This is a genomic window from Peribacillus sp. NPDC097197 (genome assembly GCF_050278025.1).
GTDB lineage: Bacteria > Bacillota > Bacilli > Bacillales > DSM-1321 > Peribacillus.
In genome coordinates, this window is the sequence record NZ_JBNNST010000001.1 from 119,489 (window position 1) to 137,026 (window position 17,538).

Consider the following 17,538-nt stretch of genomic DNA (forward strand, 5'->3'; position numbering starts at 1 on the left):
AGCTTGTTCTACTAATTGATTTAATTCTGCCCTTTCACTCCAAACTTCAAGAAGCCTTCAAATAATTTTCTTCTTTACATGTAAAATGTATCATCCTTTCTACGAAAACTCTGGTCAGGTACATGGATTGTGGATTCTCTTCCATTTAACAAACCAATCCTTTTTCAGTATGGGTGAAAACGTTTAATTAATAAAAGTGTGGTGTCATGATGAATTTAACGATTTCCAATTTAGAAAACATGAAATTAAAAGATCTCTATGAGCATGCACGGGAATATAAAGTTTCTTATTACAGCAAGCTGTCGAAAAAAGAACTTATATTTGCGATCCTGAAAGCTCAAGCCGAACAAGATGGCCTTCTATTCATGGAAGGTGTTTTAGAGATTATCCCTTCAGAGGGATTTGGTTTCCTGCGTCCGATTAATTACTCTCCAAGCTCGGAGGATATCTATATTTCAGCTTCCCAAATCCGCAGGTTTGATTTGCGTAATGGTGATAAGGTATCCGGAAAGGTTAGGCCGCCGAAAGAAAACGAACGCTATTATGGATTATTACATGTAGAAGCCGTTAATGGCGACAATCCTGAGTCTGCTAAGGAACGTGTCCATTTCCCTGGGTTGACTCCGTTGTATCCAAATAGACAGATTACATTAGAAACAACGACGAAGAATTTATCAACAAGAATTATGGATGTCCTTGCTCCTGTCGGGTTTGGCCAACGTGGGTTAATCGTGGCTCCCCCTAAGGCGGGTAAAACGATGTTGATTAAAGAAATGGCCAATGCCATTACAACGAATCATCCCGAGGCGGAGTTAATTGTCTTACTCATTGACGAACGCCCCGAAGAAGTAACGGATATTGAACGTTCAGTGGCTGGTGACGTCGTTAGTTCGACATTCGATGAAGTGCCGGAGAACCATATCAAAGTGGCTGAACTGGTATTGGAACGGGCAATGCGCCTAGTTGAGCATAAACGCGATGTCATCATTCTAATGGATAGTATTACTCGTTTGGCACGTGCTTATAACCTAGTGATTCCCCCAAGCGGTAGAACGTTATCGGGTGGGATTGATCCCGCTGCATTCCATCGGCCAAAACGCTTCTTTGGAGCAGCCAGGAACATCGAAGAAGGCGGTAGCTTAACTATTCTTGCTACAGCTTTGGTAGATACTGGATCACGTATGGACGATGTTATTTATGAAGAATTTAAAGGTACGGGGAATATGGAGCTTCACTTAGACCGCTCCCTTGCTGAAAGACGCATTTTCCCTGCGATTGACATTCGCCGTTCAGGTACCCGTAAAGAAGAATTATTAATTCCGAAAGACCGTTTGGATAAGCTTTGGGCCATTCGTAAAACGATGTCCGATTCCCCAGATTTTGCAGAGAAATTCCTTCGCCGTCTAAAACAGACAAAAAGCAATGAGGAATTTTTCAGTAAGTTGGACGAAGAGATGCTTGAAATGAAAAAAGGATCATCGAGTTTAAAGCGCTCTTAAACAGGTTGAAAACAAAATGTTGCACAACGAGTTTTAAATTGCTATAATGAGGTCATGTGTTTTTACAATAAATGTGAGGATGCATTTTCCTCATCTTGAAGTATATAACTCTGTTTCGAATGATTCAGGGCAGAAGGAGCTGAAAAGAATGAAAACTGGAATTCATCCAAATTATAAACTATCAAAAGTAATTTGCTCTTGCGGGAATACTTTTGAAACTGGTTCAGTTAAAGAAGAAATCAAAGTTGAGACTTGTTCAGAATGCCATCCATTCTACACTGGTCGTCAAAAATTCGCTGAAGCTGGCGGACGTGTTGATCGCTTCAACAAAAAATACGGTATTAAATAAGCCGGACTTTCAAAAAACAGGCAAGTATTCTTCTTGCCTGTTTTTTTCTTTTCTGAAAATTAATGAGATTTTATATAAAACCGGGTCCAAAAAAATTATGGCCAAGGGATCGACAGGTGGAAGGAGTAGCTGTTTCCATGTATGTAATGAAACAAACAGGCTGGATCGAGGTTATTTGCGGAAGCATGTTTTCAGGTAAATCTGAGGAATTGATAAAACGGGTCAGCCGTGCTCAATTTGCAAAAGAGAGTATAGCGGTTTTTAAACCAGCTATAGATAACCGCTATGCGGAAGAGGCTGTCGTATCACACAACGGTTCCTCCGTGATGGCAAAGCCGATTGCCCATTCAACAGATATATTTAAGTATCTGGATCAGCCCTTGGATATTATTGCGATAGATGAAGTTCAATTCTTTGATCCTGAAATTATCGGGGTTGCCCAGCATCTTGCGGACAGCGGTTATCGAGTGATTATGGCTGGACTGGACCAAGATTTCAGAGGTGAACCATTCGGCCCCATGCCTACTTTATTATCACTTGCTGAATCCGTTACGAAGCTGCAAGCTGTATGTGAAGTATGTGGGTCACCTGCGAGTAGGACTCAGCGTTTGATTGATGGTTCGCCTGCTTCCTATGATGAACCCATCATTCTTGTTGGTGCATCGGAGTCATATGAGCCCCGTTGCCGTCATCATCACGAAGTTCCAGGTAAACAAGCGGTGGAAGTAAAAGAACAAATATGAATGTAAAACGATGTCCTAGGATTCCGATCCTAGGGCATTTTTTATTAGGTAAAGGGAACATATAGAAGAAAGGTCATCCCAATACATGGAAGAGAATTAAAGAAACTTTTACCTTCATTTTGGGAATGCTGAAGAGGAAGCACTCTAATAAGACATAACCTAATGGAGGTAAAAACATGAAAATCACTTTGCCTTTTTTGGCGGCTGTTTTTCTTAGTATATTGACAGCTTGCGGTCAAAATGACAATGCAATTGATAATGATTCAGAATACAGAGATCAAACTAGAAATGGTCAAGAATTTGTTGGTAATCATATGAAAAATGTCACTCCTGATTGGGACAATGAAACGGAACGCCCGTCTGATCAGCTGCTGAATACACCTCATCATACAAGTAATAATTCACCCTCAATGGGGCAAGAAGTAGATAAAATCCGAGCGGTCATTAAATCGGAAACCGATTATGATACTGGGATGGTGTGGCATAATGGCAATACGATTCATGTGACCGTCCTTGCCAAAGGCAAAATAAAGACGGATCAGGAAAGAGAAAAGGAAAAGAGACGGATCGAGGATCTTATCTTACGGGCCGTTCCCCAATATAATATAGATGTGAAAGTAAAGAAATAACCACATATTTGAATCAGCTTTGACGTTGATTATTCACCTATACTATAATTAACCTTAGAAGTGAACTCGAATGGGGCACTGAATTAATTATATGTAGAAATAAAAAGATCCTTTCAACATCATGCCAAGTAGGTGTTGGATAACTTAAGAGGTGAATAACTTGTTTGATCGACTGCAAGCAGTAGAAGATAGATATGAGAGATTGAATGAACTATTGAGTGACCCTGAAATCATCAATGATACGAATAAGCTAAGGGAATATTCGAAGGAACAAGCTAGTATTCAGGAAACGGCTTCCACTTATAAGGAATACAAAGAGGTCCGGGATCAACACAAGGAAGCTAAAGCAATGCTTGAGGATAAATTGGATGCGGATATGCGCGATATGGTTAAGGAAGAAATCAGTGAACTCGAATCCACGATACAACGACTCGAGGAAAAGCTGAAGATCTTGCTGATTCCGAAAGATCCTAATGATGACAAAAACGTTATCATGGAAATACGTGGAGCGGCAGGCGGAGATGAAGCGGCTCTATTTGCAGGAAGTCTTTACCGCATGTACAGCCGTTTTGCTGAGGTGCAAGGTTGGAAGACTGAGGTCATTGAAGCGAGTCCTACCGGGCTTGGCGGTTATAAGGAAATCATTTTCATGATCAATGGGAATGGTGCTTATTCCAAGTTGAAGTTTGAAAATGGAGCCCATCGTGTTCAACGTGTCCCTGAAACGGAGTCGGGTGGACGAATTCATACATCAACGGCAACGGTCGCCGTTTTACCAGAAGCGGAAGAAGTGGAAATACAAATCCATGATAAGGATGTACGTGTAGATACTTTTGCATCCAGCGGACCTGGAGGGCAAAGTGTTAACACGACCATGTCTGCCGTACGTTTAACACATATACCAACGAATACGGTAGTGTCTTGTCAGGACGAAAAATCACAAATCAAAAATAAAGACAAAGCGATGAAAGTATTACGGGCTCGGGTATATGACAAAATCAATCGCGAAGTACAGGCAGAATATGACCAGAACCGGAAGCTTGCGGTTGGTACAGGGGACCGTTCAGAACGAATCCGCACGTATAATTTCCCGCAAAACCGTGTTACCGACCATCGGATTGGCTTAACGATTCAAAAGCTGGATCAAATCATGGAAGGAAAGCTGGATGATGTCGTGGATGCCTTGATCATGGAAGATCAATCATCAAGGCTGGAAAATGCAGATGAATAATCCGGTTGTGAAAGTATATGAAGCCCTGAAGTGGGCTTCTTCTTTTTTAATGGAGAATGGTCGCGATGCCAATGCGGGAGAGATTTTGCTGCAACATTATTTAAAACAGACGAGATCGCAACTTTTGGCCAATCTGCACACAGAACTCAGTCCAGAACAGCTTGAACAATTCAAGTCGGGAGTGGCGCAACACGTAAAAGGAGAACCGGTCCAGTATATAATCGGAAGCGAGGAGTTTTATGGCCGTACCTTCCTTGTGAATGAAGAAGTATTGATTCCCAGACCGGAAACGGAAGAATTGATATACTATACGCTTCGAAAACTTCCCGGCATTTTTAAAGGGGCCCAGAAGCTGAATATGGCAGATATCGGGACGGGTAGTGGAGCAATTGCCATAACGATGAAACTGGAGGAACCAAGACTGCACGTGACGGCCACGGATATCGCAGCACCTTCACTTGAGGTGGCGCGAAGGAATGCTGGATTACTGGATGCGGATGTGCAATTTATCCAAGGTGATTTACTTCAGCCCTTCATCCAGCAAAATAAGAAGGTGGACATCCTTTTATCGAATCCTCCATATATCCCGGATGAAGATGAAAAGACGATGTCTACGGTCGTAACGGATCATGAGCCCCATCGTGCTTTATTTGCAGGTGTCGATGGACTCGATTTTTACCGCCGGTTTATGGAACAATTGCCGCAAGTCATGCAAGTGCCTGGTTTCATCGGTTTTGAAGTGGGGGCAGGACAAGGGAAAGCTGTGGCTGGATTACTGAAAGAAACGTTTGTGCACGCGGATGTTTCTGTTGAACATGATATTAATGGGAAAGATCGAATGGTCTTTGCTATATTGAGTTGATTCGTCTCCGTTGGGGACGGATTTTTTTCCTTTTGGAAAATCGTGAACCCTAAATCATATTTACTAGTTTAAGATAGCCGGGTATTGGCGAGACTAGTTTGTATGAGGGGGGCGAGAGTAATGAAAACTAAACATTTAGCCATTATTTATCTATTAATCTTAACAATAGGAACGATTATAAGTATATACATGCCGAAAGCGGAAGCGGTCGGAACCGAGGAGACAATGGTTATACCGGATGAGGCGATTCGTCTCAGAATCTTGGCTAACAGCGATAAGGAAGCGGACCAATCGGTTAAACGCTTGATCCGTGACGAAGTGAATGCCGATATTAGCGAGTGGGTAAAAGATCTTACCTCATTAGATGAAGCGAGAAAAGTAATTCAATCCCATTTGGGTGATATTGAAGCCACGGCCAGGGAAGTGGTACAGGAGAATGGTTTGGAACAGTCCGTTTCCGTGGATTTTGGGCAAGCAGAATTTCCTACAAAGCTTTATGGCCAATATTTATACCCTGCAGGTGCATACGAAGCGGTGATCATCACGCTTGGTGAAGGGGAAGGGGCTAACTGGTGGTGTGTGTTGTTTCCTCCGTTATGCTTCCTTGATTTTTCAAATGGTACGGCGGTAAGCCAAAGTCCGATTGTAGAAAATGAAGAAAAGGAAACGGTGACGGTGGAAAAGGCAAAAGTGTCAGCGGCTGTAAAGGACACGAAGGCAAAAGCGAAGGATAAGATAGTAGAAGATGTGAAGGAAGAGGATGAAGAAGTAGAGAATGCCGAATATACGGCTTCTGCGGATAAGGGCCAACAAGTGTACGACGGAGAAGATGAACCCGAAGTTGAAGTGAAGTCCCTATTTGCGGAAATTTTCCATGAGATTTTTTGAAAGGGGGGCGATTGCCCCCAATTTTCAGGTTGAGAAAGGGAAAACCGTACATATCCACAGGCTTATTAACAAAATATCGAAAAAGTCAGTCTTTAATGGCCAATATCCACAATATTATCCACAGTTTACTTGTAGTTACCCACAATTTGTGGATAACACTTGAATATTGTGTATACTTCTTTTATACTTTCAAAGTATCTTTTAAGCAAAAACCATCTAAAACGGCTGAAAAACCGTTCATATATAAGCAATTATCAAAAATAAGATAAGTAAAAAAGTGAAGGTGTTAATAATGGAAACGAAAGTCTGGTTAGTGGATAAAGATGTGGATAATTTACAAAGTTATCCCCAGATCATACAATCGGCCGAATTATTAGAGGCCAATCAGGTGGTAGCCTTTCCTACTGAAACCGTTTACGGCTTGGGAGCTAATGCAAAAAGTGATGAAGCGGTAAAAAAGGTGTTCGAAGCAAAGGGGCGACCAAGTGACAATCCATTGATTGTCCACATCGCTTCTGAGAAGCAATTAAACGAGATAGTTGAAGAGGTCCCAGAACAAGCAAGGAAACTGATGGATGAGTTTTGGCCGGGGCCATTGACTCTCATTATGAAACGAAAACCTGGAAAGTTGTCGGACATAGTGACAGCTGGCTTGGAGTCCGTTGCAATCAGGATGCCGAATCATCCGATTGCCTTGGCCCTTATTAAGGCGAGTGGCTTGCCGATAGCGGCACCGAGTGCAAATACTTCGGGGAAACCGAGCCCGACTACCGCTAAGCATGTCGAAGATGATTTGGTAGGTCGAATTGCAGGTATCGTCGACGGCGGGGCAACAGGGGTAGGCGTTGAGTCCACGGTGCTTGATTGTACCGTAGAAACCCCGGTTATATTAAGACCCGGTGGGATTACACTCGAACAAATCGAAGCGGTCATCGGTACGGTAAGGCATGATGTTGCTTTGAAAAGTAAAGATGCGGCCCCAAAAGCACCGGGAATGAAATATACACATTATGCACCGAAAGCGCCACTTTTTTTAGTGAAGGGCAATCAAGCTTTTCTTCAAAGACTTGTGGATGAAAAAAGAAAAGATGGGCTGAAAGTTGGCGTCATATGTTCTACTGAGCATCAACCTGAATATAAAGCGGATTATGTCATAGCGCCTGGATCATTGGCAGACTTGCATACGGTTGCAGCCGGGTTGTACGATACGTTAAGACAATTTGATGCCCTTGATACGGATATCATCTTTAGCGAAATGTTTCCGGAGTCCGGGATTGGCGTTGCCATCATGAACAGGCTCGTTAAAGCTGCCGGTCACCAAACTATCGAGGGATAGATAATCAAAGCTAAAACACAGGATTTTTCCTTCTATTTCTTTTCGGACATGCATAACATGTAGTAGGCACGTCCGAGGGGGGTTGGAATGAATACGGTTTCTGGGGAAATCATCACCTTATTGATCATGGCTTTTGCGTTAGGCATGGACGCCTTTTCTGTGGGATTGGGAATGGGCATGTTCAAGCTAAGGCTGAGGCAGATTTTCTTCATCGGGCTGACAGTCGGTTTTTTTCATGTATGGATGCCGTTGCTTGGAATGGGGGCGGGGCGTTTTATCTCTGATAAATTCGGAACTTTTGCTACATATGCGGGCGGCCTCTTGTTGATTTTTCTTGGCATCCAGATGTTCCTACCCGGGAAGGTGAATGAATCAGGGAGCAGAGATCAAAAACTACTTGCCCCGGTGGGAAAAGGGTTGCTCATATTTGCGCTTGGGGTGAGCCTGGATAGTTTTTCAGTGGGTTTGACTCTCGGAATCTATGGGGCGAAAACGCTCGTGACCATTTTATGCTTTGGCCTTGCTGCCACTCTTTTAACGTGGGCGGGACTTCTGCTTGGGAGAAAGATGCAGGGACTCTTGGGAGTATACAGTGAGATCCTTGGTGGAAGTATTCTATGTGCATTCGGCTTAAAGCTATTATTCTCTTTTTAGACATATTCATATCCTATCTTTTCATCATCAAACTGTTCCGAATGCCGGAGCGGTTTTTATTTTTATCAGGACTAGGTAAAAAGGTTTATAAAATCGCCTTATTTTATTCAAATTATCGATGTTTTTTATGTTATTTTAATTAAGAGTAGGCTTTTAGACGGACTATTCAAATTGGATCTATGCCTTATAATGAATAAAAAAGGAGGCGTTACATATGATCCGAGTATTGTTTGTATGCACCGGTAACACGTGCAGGAGCCCCATGGCAGAAGCAATTTTAAAAAGTAAGAACATATCGGGCATCGAAGTGAGGTCCGCAGGCGTATATGCTACACCTGGTCAGGACGCATCAGAATATGCCAAAAGAGTATTGGACGAAAATGATATGTGGAATCACCATCGCTCCACACTATTATCCCAGCAGGATTTAGACTGGGCCACACATATTTTTACGATGACGGAAGGACATAAATCGGTCATTCTGAATACATTCCCAACCATAGATCACAAAACTTTCACTTTAAAAGAATTCATTCAGGACGATAAATATGATAAAGACATACTAGATCCGTTTGGCGGTTCGGAAAACCTGTATCGGGAAACGTTCAAGGAGCTTCATGGTTTAATTGTAGAATTGGTTAAAAGGCTCAAAGAGTAAGTCTACAGGGGGAAAGAGAATGGCAGAAAGAGCACATTATAAGTTTGGTTTACGAAAGAAATTGGTTGTCTTCATTACAGTCCTTGCTTTAATCACGTATTCAACCTCGGCATTTTTCATTTTCGTTGTACACCCAATGTTTTTTGAAAATATCAGTTCGATAAGTTTTAGCATTGCTACGTTGTTACTAGGCATAATGTGGTCGGGCCTTCTCGCCTTTTTTGCAGCCGGTGTCATTACTAAACCACTACAAAGGTTAGAAAAAGTTGCTCTAAGTGCAGCACAAGGAAGCATTAACGAAGAAGTGGTCCTATCGAAGGCGGATGATGAGATACGTTCACTCGGCATGGCTTTTAACTTGATGCTGTTTAACCTCCGGGAAATGGTACAGAGCATTGAAGAGAACTTTCAAGAGACCAATAATAAAGTCATTCATATCTCCCAAGAGTCTTCGAGAGCTTCGGACCAGGCTGAGAACATCGCAAGGACCATTGAAGAAATATCCAAAGGTGCCGACAACTCGGCAGTCTCCATCATGAATACGGCTGAATCCATCGATGATGTCATCATGATTGCGCAGCAGGTTCAAAGCAAGGCGAAGGCATCGGTTGGACTGTCAAGTGAAATGGCGGAAGAACTGTTTCAGAGTAAGGAAGTCGTCAATTCTTTGGTTTCCGGTATTAAACAATTGGCTCAAGAAAACCAAGAGTCACTCAAAACGGTGAAGCGCTTGGAGGAAAATGCGAAAAAGGTAGAACAAATCATTGAACTCGTCGGTGATATCGCAGCTCAGACCAACCTTTTGGCCTTGAATGCCTCGATTGAAGCAGCCCGAGCCGGAGAACACGGTAAAGGATTTGCCGTTGTAGCGGAGGAAGTCCGTCTCTTGGCGGATGAGAGCGCGAAAGCTGTTCAGGGCATTTCAAGTCTTATCCAAAACATTCAAGTTGAAGTTCAGGCGGTCGTCAAACAAATCAGTGAGCAGGTGGTATCGGCGAATAAAGAAGCGCAAAAAGGGACCGATACAGACATAGCGATCGAAGGCATGACAAAAACGGTACATAACGTTGTCGTAGCGGTCAAGGATATTACCGAGCTTGTTGATCGTCAGATGGAAAGTGTGGAGGAAACATCCAGGCAGTCACAGGAAGTCGCTGCCATTGCTGAAGAGACATCCGCTGGTGCAGAAGAAGTCACGGCTGCAACCCATGAACAGGCTTCCGTTATGGAAAATGTAGATAAGTTGGCCATGGAACTTAAGGATCAAGCCGACAAACTTAAGCAGACCATCACCCGTTTTCATACGTAAACCGCTTCCTTGCAGGAAATCAGTCGCTGATTTCCTGCTTTTGTATAGAGGGGACCTGCTTCCCTTTATCTTTTCATAACTTTGTGACACAATAAAAATAAATGAGAACATCTAGGAGGACTTTATTATGAAAGTTGCAATTGCTTCAGACCATGGAGGAATTCAAATCCGTGAAGAAATAAAGAACTTGATGAATGAGTTGAATATTCCATATGAGGATTTCGGCTGTGAATGCAGTACATCCGTGGATTATCCCGACTTTGCCCTGCCGGTTGCTGAAAAAGTGGCGAAAGGCGAATTTGATCGAGGCATCCTAATCTGTGGTACAGGCATCGGAATGAGCATTGCTGCCAATAAAGTCAAAGGGATACGTTGTGCGCTGGTTCATGATGTGTATAGTGCAAAATTAACCCGTCAGCATAATGACAGCAATGTGTTGGCGATGGGGGAACGTGTCATTGGGCCTGGTCTTGCAAGGGAGATAGCCCAAACATGGTTGACTTATGAATTTGAGGGCGGTCGTCACCAAAATCGGATTGGCAAGATTGCAGAGTATGAGGACAAAAGTAACTAAGTCATTCATCATCCGTAATGCTAATGCGAGGTATCCACAATGAAAGGATGCGTTTTTCATGACAAGTGATGCTTTATTATCAGAAGAGCTTGAGATATGGAAAAACCAGTTTCAAAAACTGTTACAGGAGTTCCAGGAAACCGCCGCTTTAGGGAAGCGCCAGCTACTTGTAATTGGTTGCTCTACAAGTGAAGTGGCTGGGAAACGGATTGGTACCGAAGGATCGGTTGATGTGGCGGGCATGCTTTTTTCTGTAGTGAAGGAATTTCAAGAAGAAACCGGAGTGCAGGTTGCCTATCAGTGTTGTGAACACTTGAATAGGGCGCTCGTCCTCCCAAGGGAGTCGGCGGATTCACGAGGCTATGAAGAAGTTGCGGTTGTACCCGTACGCACAGCTGGAGGGTCAATGGCCACCCACGCTTATCAGCAATGGGATGATGCTGTAGTTGTCGAGCACATCAAGGCGGATGCAGGGATTGATATTGGCGATACGTTTATCGGCATGCATTTGAAACATGTAGCTGTTCCAGTTAGAACATCCATTAAGGAAATAGGCCATGCCCATGTGACAATGGCTAGAACCCGTCCTAAACTAATTGGTGGGGAACGGGCCGTTTATCAAGCTGCTTCTGTAAATAAGAGTTGTACATGATAATTAAAAAGGCAAACAGCATTCCTTTAATGAGGGGATGCTGTTTTCAAATAACAGAGGAACAATCTTAAATAATCGCAAATTGATTGTATGGAAAATGTTTTTTTTGCTGATTAAATCTAAGGATACTAAGGGTTTTTTCGGGAAAACTCTATAAAATACGAACAATATTTTAATATTATAGAAGGAATATTCGATAAAAATAAACTACCACTTCTAAAATAGACATGTTAAAATAGAGTAGAATTTTCAAACAATTATAGCTGAGGCTTTTTCATGTCCTTTTGAGGGCATGTTGTACATAATGGAAAAAGCGAATAATCCCGCACAATTTGAGGAGGAGTTACGGAATGAATCGTTTGGCAAAACAAGATGAACAAGTATTTAACGCAATCCAACTGGAATTAGGGCGACAAAGAAGCAAGATTGAGCTTATTGCATCTGAGAACTTCGTTAGTGAAGCTGTCATGGAGGCTCAAGGATCTGTTCTAACGAATAAATATGCTGAAGGGTATCCTGGGAAACGTTACTATGGTGGATGTGAATATGTCGACATCGTAGAAGACTTGGCACGCGATCGCGCAAAGGAAATATTTGGTGGCGAGTATGTAAATGTACAACCTCACTCTGGTGCCCAAGCGAATATGGCCGTATACTTTACTGTTCTTCAAACAGGTGACACAGTGCTTGGGATGAACCTTTCCCATGGTGGCCACTTAACGCACGGCAGTCCTGTTAACTTCAGTGGAGTGAACTATAACTTCGTTGAATATGGTGTGGACGAAAAAGATCACCGTATCGATTATAATGATGTATTGGAAAAAGCCCGTCAGCATAAACCGAAATTGATCGTAGCGGGTGCTAGCGCATATCCACGTGAAATTGACTTTAAACGCTTCCGTGAAATTGCCGATGAAGTTGGAGCATATTTAATGGTGGACATGGCACATATCGCCGGTTTAGTGGCTGCAGGTTTGCATCCAAGCCCAGTTCCATATGCTGATTTCGTAACGACAACAACCCATAAAACACTTCGCGGACCACGTGGCGGAATGATTATTTGTAAAGAAGAGTTCGGCAAGAAAATCGATAAATCTATCTTCCCTGGTATTCAAGGCGGCCCGTTAATGCATGTTATTGCGGCTAAGGCAGTGGCATTCGGTGAAGCGCTTCAAGATGATTTTAAAGGATATGCTCAACAAATCATCGATAATGCTAAACGCTTGGGTGAAGGTCTTAAGAAAGAAGGATTCACACTTGTATCTGACGGTACGGATAATCATTTAATCTTACTTGATGTTCGTTCAACAGGACTTACAGGAAAGATTGCAGAAAAAGCATTGGATGAAATCGGAATCACCGTCAATAAAAACGCAATTCCTTATGATCCGGAAAAACCATTCGTTACAAGTGGTATCCGTATCGGAACGGCGGCCGTGACTTCTCGTGGCTTCGGGTTAGAAGACATGGATGAAATTGCTTCACTCATTGGTCTTGTTTTGAAAAATAATGAAGATGAAGCGAAACTTGAAGAAGCGAAACAACGCGTTGAAGCTTTGACAAGTAAATTCGATTTGTATCCTTCATTCTAATATGTAGAGCCGCTTCCTTTCTGGGGAAGTGGTTTTTTTACGTAGTGCACGTGATGGAAAAAAGATATATAAGTCATCGTGTTCCGAAAAATCTAAATACTAAAAATAGGTCTGACATCTAAAGGCTTATTGAAGATTGAATCTTTTTTCTGTAAAATGAGTAGAAGTGAAATTTAAAGGGCATAAAAAGACTTTAGATGACTATGGCAAGTATGAAATATAAACAAAATCAGGCACTGGAATGGGAGAGATGAAAAATGGGAAAAGTTTTTGTTTTTGACCACCCGTTAATTCAACACAAATTAGCTTATATACGCGATATAAATACAGGAACAAAGGAATTCCGTGAACTAGTGGATGAAGTGGCATCATTGATGGCATTTGAAATCACTAGAGACATGCAACTTGAAGAAGTTGAAATCCAAACACCTGTAAGCAAGGCGAAGGTGAAAATGCTTGCCGGTAAGAAAGTGGGCATCGTTCCGATCCTACGTGCGGGAATAGGGATGGTTGACGGAATCATTAAGTTGATCCCAGCTGCAAAAGTAGGACATGTGGGTCTATACCGTGACCCTGAAACATTAAAACCTGTTGAATACTATGTGAAAATGCCAAGCGATTTGGCTGAAAGAGAATGTATTGTTGTTGACCCAATGTTAGCTACGGGCGGTTCTGCTATTGAAGCGATCAATTCGATTAAGAACCGTGGGGCAATCAATATCAAGTTCATGTGTCTCATTGCGGCTCCAGAGGGAGTGGAAGCATTAAAAGAAGCACATCCCGATGTTGATATTTACATTGCAGGACTTGATGAGAAGTTGGATGAACACGGATATATCGTTCCAGGTCTAGGTGACGCAGGAGATCGTTTATTCGGCACAAAATAGAAAGAAACTGAGGTGTCACGAATGAAACAACCGATCAAGGTCATGACGATTTTCGGAACGAGGCCGGAAGCTGTCAAAATGGCTCCCTTAGTACTCGAATTTCAAAAGCACCCAGAATTTTTCGAACCTATAGTTGCTGTAACGGCACAGCATCGACAAATGCTAGATCAAGTTTTGGACTTGTTTTCCATCGTTCCCGATTATGACTTGAATATAATGAAGGAAAGGCAAACGTTAGCGGATATTACAACCAGGGCTTTAAGTGGGCTTGATTCCGTAATGAAAGAAGCCAAACCCGATATTGTTCTGGTACACGGTGATACCACCACAACTTTTGTGGCGAGCTTAGCCGCCTTTTATAATCAAATCGTCATTGGACATGTGGAAGCGGGGTTGCGTACGTGGAATAAATATTCCCCTTACCCTGAAGAGATGAACCGCCAATTAACGGGCACGATGGCTGACCTTCATTTCGCACCGACTGCCAAAGCGGAAGAGAACTTGTTGAATGAAAACAAGAGAGGCAATATCTTCGTGACCGGTAATACGGCAACGGATGCTTTGAAAACGACGGTTCGCTCCACGTATTCCCATCCGGTTTTAACTGGGTTGGGCAAAGACAGGCTCGTTTTACTGACGGCCCATCGTAGGGAAAATCTAGGAGAGCCGATGCGCAATATCTTCAGGGCCGTTAAAAGAATCGTGGCGGACCATGAAGATGTTCAAGTGGTTTATCCAGTACACTTGAATCCTGCTGTACAAGAACTTGCCAATGAGATTCTCGGCGATCATCCCCGTGTCCATTTAATTGAACCACTGGATGTTTTGGATTTTCATAACTTTGCTTCCAGAGCGTATTTGATTCTGACGGATTCCGGCGGGATTCAAGAAGAGGCCCCTTCACTAGGGGTCCCTGTCCTTGTATTGCGGGATACGACTGAACGTCCTGAAGGAATCAACGCGGGTACCTTGAAGCTGGCAGGAACGGACGAGCGGACAATTGTACAAATGGCGCATGAATTGCTGAACGATCCCGAAGAGCACGAAAGAATGTCAAAGGCCTCAAATCCATATGGTGACGGCAACGCATCAGCCCGGATTGCTGAAGCGGTCCGATACTATTTCAAGCAAATAAGTGAACCACCAACAAGATTTGAATAATAAAAAAGGAAAAGCCAATATCCAAGGGCTTTTCCTTTTTTTATTGTATACTCCTCAATCGTTGAGAAGAAGATAATGGGGAAGGAGGGTGCATAAAAATGAGAGCGATCATTATAGGTATATTTATATTTATTTTTTTATCCACATTCCCCCTTCCGATTGAAAGGGTAGTGGCGTCTGTCATACTGCCCCCACTACCCAAAACGGCTGAATCCAAAAAAGTTAGGGCTGTTGTCACGACGGATCGACCGCTAAGCAATAGGGAGATTATAAAGGTACTTTCTAAATATCCATCATTGAATCTGCGCAATGTTTTTACGGTCGCCCTTGACGGGTTTTCCGTACAAGGGAACAGGGAGGAGGTTAAGCGGCTTTGGGAGGAAAATCATATACAAGCTGTTTCGGAAGTGTCAAAATATCATCCGGCGCTTGATGAAAGCGTCCCATATATTGGCGGCGATCGGGTAAGGAGCTTCTTCGATCAGAAACATCGTCGCATAACTGGAAAAGGAGTGAAGGTCGGTATTATCGATACGGGAATGGATTATACCCATCCGGATTTACAGCATGCGTACAGAGGCGGTAAGGACTTAGTGGATGACGATTCTGACCCGATGGAGACAACGAATCAGGGGGAAATGAACACGATTCATGGAACTCATGTGGCTGGCATCATTGCCGCAAATGGCAAGATGAGGGGAGTGGCTCCGGAAGCTGAAATCTATGCTTACCGAGCATTAGGACCTGGCGGGGCAGGAGATACTGAGCAAGTTTTGGCGGCCGTCGAGTCGGCCATCAAGGATAAAGTCGATGTTTTGAATCTTTCTCTTGGGAATGATATTAACGGACCTGATTTACCGATTTCACTTGCACTAAATAAGGCGGTGGAATCCGGAATTGTTGCTGTCACATCCAATGGTAATTCAGGTCCGGCCGTATGGACGGTCGGATCACCCGGAACGGCGGAGAAAGCGATATCCGTCGGGGCCTCGACTCCTCCTTTGAAAGTGCCTGTTATGGAATACGGGCTTGGTTCAAACCACTATCAATCAGATTTAACCTTGTTGCAAGGGTCGAAAAAATGGAATCTGACCTTTTCGGAAGATATCATGTATGGAGGTATTGGGGAGGAAAGTGACCTAAAGAGGGTGAAGGATAAGATTGTTTTAATGGAGCGCGGAGTACTCACTTTTCAAGAAAAAGCGATCAATGCTGAGAAGGCTGGGGCAAAGGGCGTCATCATCTTTAATAATACAAATGGTATGTTCACCGGTAGCCTGGAGAAAGAGATGAGAATACCAGTTGCTTCTATTAAAAGAAAAGATGGGTTACGCCTTAAAAAGGAATTGGAAGGTCAAGCACATGGAAAAGTTCACTTTGTAAACAAGAAGGAGCAAGATAGGCTGGCTGATTTCAGCTCAAGAGGTCCTGTGACGGTGTCATGGGATATTAAACCAGATGTGCTTGCCCCAGGAGTGGAAATCACGAGCACAATTCCAAAAGGGTACATGGCTCTAGCGGGAACGAGCATGTCCGCTCCGCATGTAGCCGGAGCATGTGCACTTATCTTGCAAAAGCACCCGAACTGGACACCCGAACAAGTGAAGTCGGCATTGATGAGCACGTCCAAGCCATTAAGTAAATCCGTTCAGCATTTGTACCATACCTATGAGCAAGGGGCAGGGCGAATCCAAATTGATGAAGCGATAAAAGCGGATACACTCTTATACCCGAGTTCCTTATCATTTGGAATGTACACTAAAAGGGACGGTATCGAGGAACACCAACAAGCATTGATTCTTGAAAATACAGGAAAGAATAAAAAACGGTACACGATGCTCGTTCCTTTACAAGAAAAAGGGCTGAATTGGGATTTGCCACAATCCCTTACTTTAAACCCTGGGGAAAAGAAGGAAGTACAATTGGGGCTTCAAGTAAGTCCAGAGAAACTTAGTAAGGGTGTGTATGATGGCTATCTCTTGATAATGGAAGGTAATAAGAAAATATCGCTCCCTTATTTATATGTAAAAGAAGAGCCCGATTACCCAAGGGTGATGGGATTTGAATTCGGAAAAGGAGATCAAGCGAGTACGTACCGTTATGAAATGTATCTCCCACGAGGAGCAGAGGAATTCGGGATTGCACTCTATGAGGCAGATAGTCTGAGATTTGCTGGGTTCATGGATTGGTCCAGACCAGCTTCATCCGGTATGACGAAAAAAACCATTTTCAAAAAGGATTTACCACCCAATGGAGTGTATAAAGCGATTATCTTTGCGAGGAGGGGAGGAAGGGAAGATCGGATAGAAAAGACGTTACTTATTGAGTGAACATGACAGATGTGTAAAATAAAACTGATGTCAATAGTCAAAAAAAGATATTCTGTGAACAATTCAGTAATATTTACAAACCTGTGACAAATTTCACTAACGACACATTGACATTGATTCTAGCCTATTGTATGCTAACTAAGGATGTAAAATGAGAGGGTTTTCAAATGCCCGACATGCAGAA

17 protein-coding genes are annotated in these 17,538 nt (G+C 43.0%); all 17 read left to right on the forward strand.

Annotated elements, in window-relative coordinates; all coding sequences use genetic code 11:
- Positions 1-209 precede the first annotated feature (209 nt).
- The 17 genes from rho (at position 210) to ACQKL6_RS00660 (ending at position 17,354) form a co-directional block, all read left to right on the forward strand.
- The gene (rho, locus tag ACQKL6_RS00580) at positions 210-1,499 is read left to right on the forward strand and encodes a transcription termination factor Rho (protein ID WP_402870287.1); all 1,290 of its coding nucleotides are present in this window, start codon (positions 210-212) and stop codon (positions 1,497-1,499) included.
- 148 nt (positions 1,500-1,647) lie between these two features.
- Entirely contained in the window at positions 1,648-1,848 is a 201-nt protein-coding gene (gene rpmE, locus ACQKL6_RS00585; protein ID WP_034315847.1) for a 50S ribosomal protein L31, read from the forward strand.
- 137 nt (positions 1,849-1,985) lie between these two features.
- Positions 1,986-2,591, forward strand: a complete 606-nt coding sequence (locus tag ACQKL6_RS00590) for a thymidine kinase (RefSeq protein WP_402870289.1) — start codon at positions 1,986-1,988, stop codon at positions 2,589-2,591.
- A gap of 176 nt (positions 2,592-2,767) precedes the next feature.
- Positions 2,768-3,220, forward strand: a complete 453-nt coding sequence (locus tag ACQKL6_RS00595; RefSeq protein WP_402870292.1) for a hypothetical protein — start codon at positions 2,768-2,770, stop codon at positions 3,218-3,220.
- A 160-nt stretch (positions 3,221-3,380) separates the two neighbouring features.
- Entirely contained in the window at positions 3,381-4,451 is a 1,071-nt protein-coding gene (prfA, locus tag ACQKL6_RS00600) for a peptide chain release factor 1 (RefSeq protein ID WP_402870294.1), read from the forward strand.
- Positions 4,444-5,313, forward strand: coding sequence for a peptide chain release factor N(5)-glutamine methyltransferase (gene prmC / locus ACQKL6_RS00605; protein WP_402870297.1), 870 nt, complete (start codon positions 4,444-4,446; stop codon positions 5,311-5,313). Before prfA ends, prmC begins: the two co-directional genes overlap by 8 nt.
- Before the next feature lie 120 nt (positions 5,314-5,433).
- Positions 5,434-6,201 (forward strand): stage II sporulation protein R, encoded by a 768-nt coding sequence (gene spoIIR / locus ACQKL6_RS00610; protein ID WP_427650243.1) that lies wholly within the window; start codon positions 5,434-5,436, stop codon positions 6,199-6,201.
- 292 nt (positions 6,202-6,493) lie between these two features.
- Positions 6,494-7,537, forward strand: a complete 1,044-nt coding sequence (locus ACQKL6_RS00615; RefSeq protein WP_402870304.1) for an L-threonylcarbamoyladenylate synthase — start codon at positions 6,494-6,496, stop codon at positions 7,535-7,537.
- A gap of 87 nt (positions 7,538-7,624) precedes the next feature.
- Positions 7,625-8,191 carry a manganese efflux pump MntP family protein gene (locus tag ACQKL6_RS00620; RefSeq protein ID WP_402870307.1) on the forward strand — a complete coding sequence of 189 codons (567 nt, stop codon included), beginning with the start codon at positions 7,625-7,627 and terminating at the stop codon, positions 8,189-8,191.
- Between the two features lie 214 nt (positions 8,192-8,405).
- Positions 8,406-8,849: a low molecular weight protein arginine phosphatase gene (locus ACQKL6_RS00625; protein ID WP_402870310.1), complete on the forward strand. Its 444-nt coding sequence runs from the start codon at positions 8,406-8,408 to the stop codon at positions 8,847-8,849.
- Positions 8,850-8,868: 19 nt separating this feature from the next.
- Positions 8,869-10,158 carry a methyl-accepting chemotaxis protein gene (locus tag ACQKL6_RS00630; protein WP_402870312.1) on the forward strand — a complete coding sequence of 430 codons (1,290 nt, stop codon included), beginning with the start codon at positions 8,869-8,871 and terminating at the stop codon, positions 10,156-10,158.
- Between the two features lie 127 nt (positions 10,159-10,285).
- Complete coding sequence (rpiB, locus tag ACQKL6_RS00635; RefSeq protein ID WP_402870315.1) at positions 10,286-10,732, forward strand: ribose 5-phosphate isomerase B; 447 nt, start codon at positions 10,286-10,288, stop codon at positions 10,730-10,732.
- A gap of 58 nt (positions 10,733-10,790) precedes the next feature.
- On the forward strand, positions 10,791-11,384 hold the full coding sequence (locus tag ACQKL6_RS00640) for a TIGR01440 family protein (RefSeq protein WP_402870318.1): 594 nt from the start codon (positions 10,791-10,793) through the stop codon (positions 11,382-11,384).
- Between the two features lie 350 nt (positions 11,385-11,734).
- Positions 11,735-12,976, forward strand: a complete 1,242-nt coding sequence (gene glyA, locus ACQKL6_RS00645) for a serine hydroxymethyltransferase (RefSeq protein WP_402870321.1) — start codon at positions 11,735-11,737, stop codon at positions 12,974-12,976.
- Positions 12,977-13,233: 257 nt separating this feature from the next.
- Complete coding sequence (gene upp / locus ACQKL6_RS00650) at positions 13,234-13,863, forward strand: uracil phosphoribosyltransferase (protein ID WP_402870323.1); 630 nt, start codon at positions 13,234-13,236, stop codon at positions 13,861-13,863.
- A gap of 21 nt (positions 13,864-13,884) precedes the next feature.
- A complete protein-coding gene (wecB, locus tag ACQKL6_RS00655) occupies positions 13,885-15,024 on the forward strand; it encodes a non-hydrolyzing UDP-N-acetylglucosamine 2-epimerase (RefSeq protein WP_402870325.1) in 1,140 nt (379 codons plus the stop codon).
- 98 nt (positions 15,025-15,122) lie between these two features.
- Positions 15,123-17,354 carry a S8 family serine peptidase gene (locus ACQKL6_RS00660; protein ID WP_427650246.1) on the forward strand — a complete coding sequence of 744 codons (2,232 nt, stop codon included), beginning with the start codon at positions 15,123-15,125 and terminating at the stop codon, positions 17,352-17,354.
- Positions 17,355-17,538 lie beyond the last annotated feature (184 nt).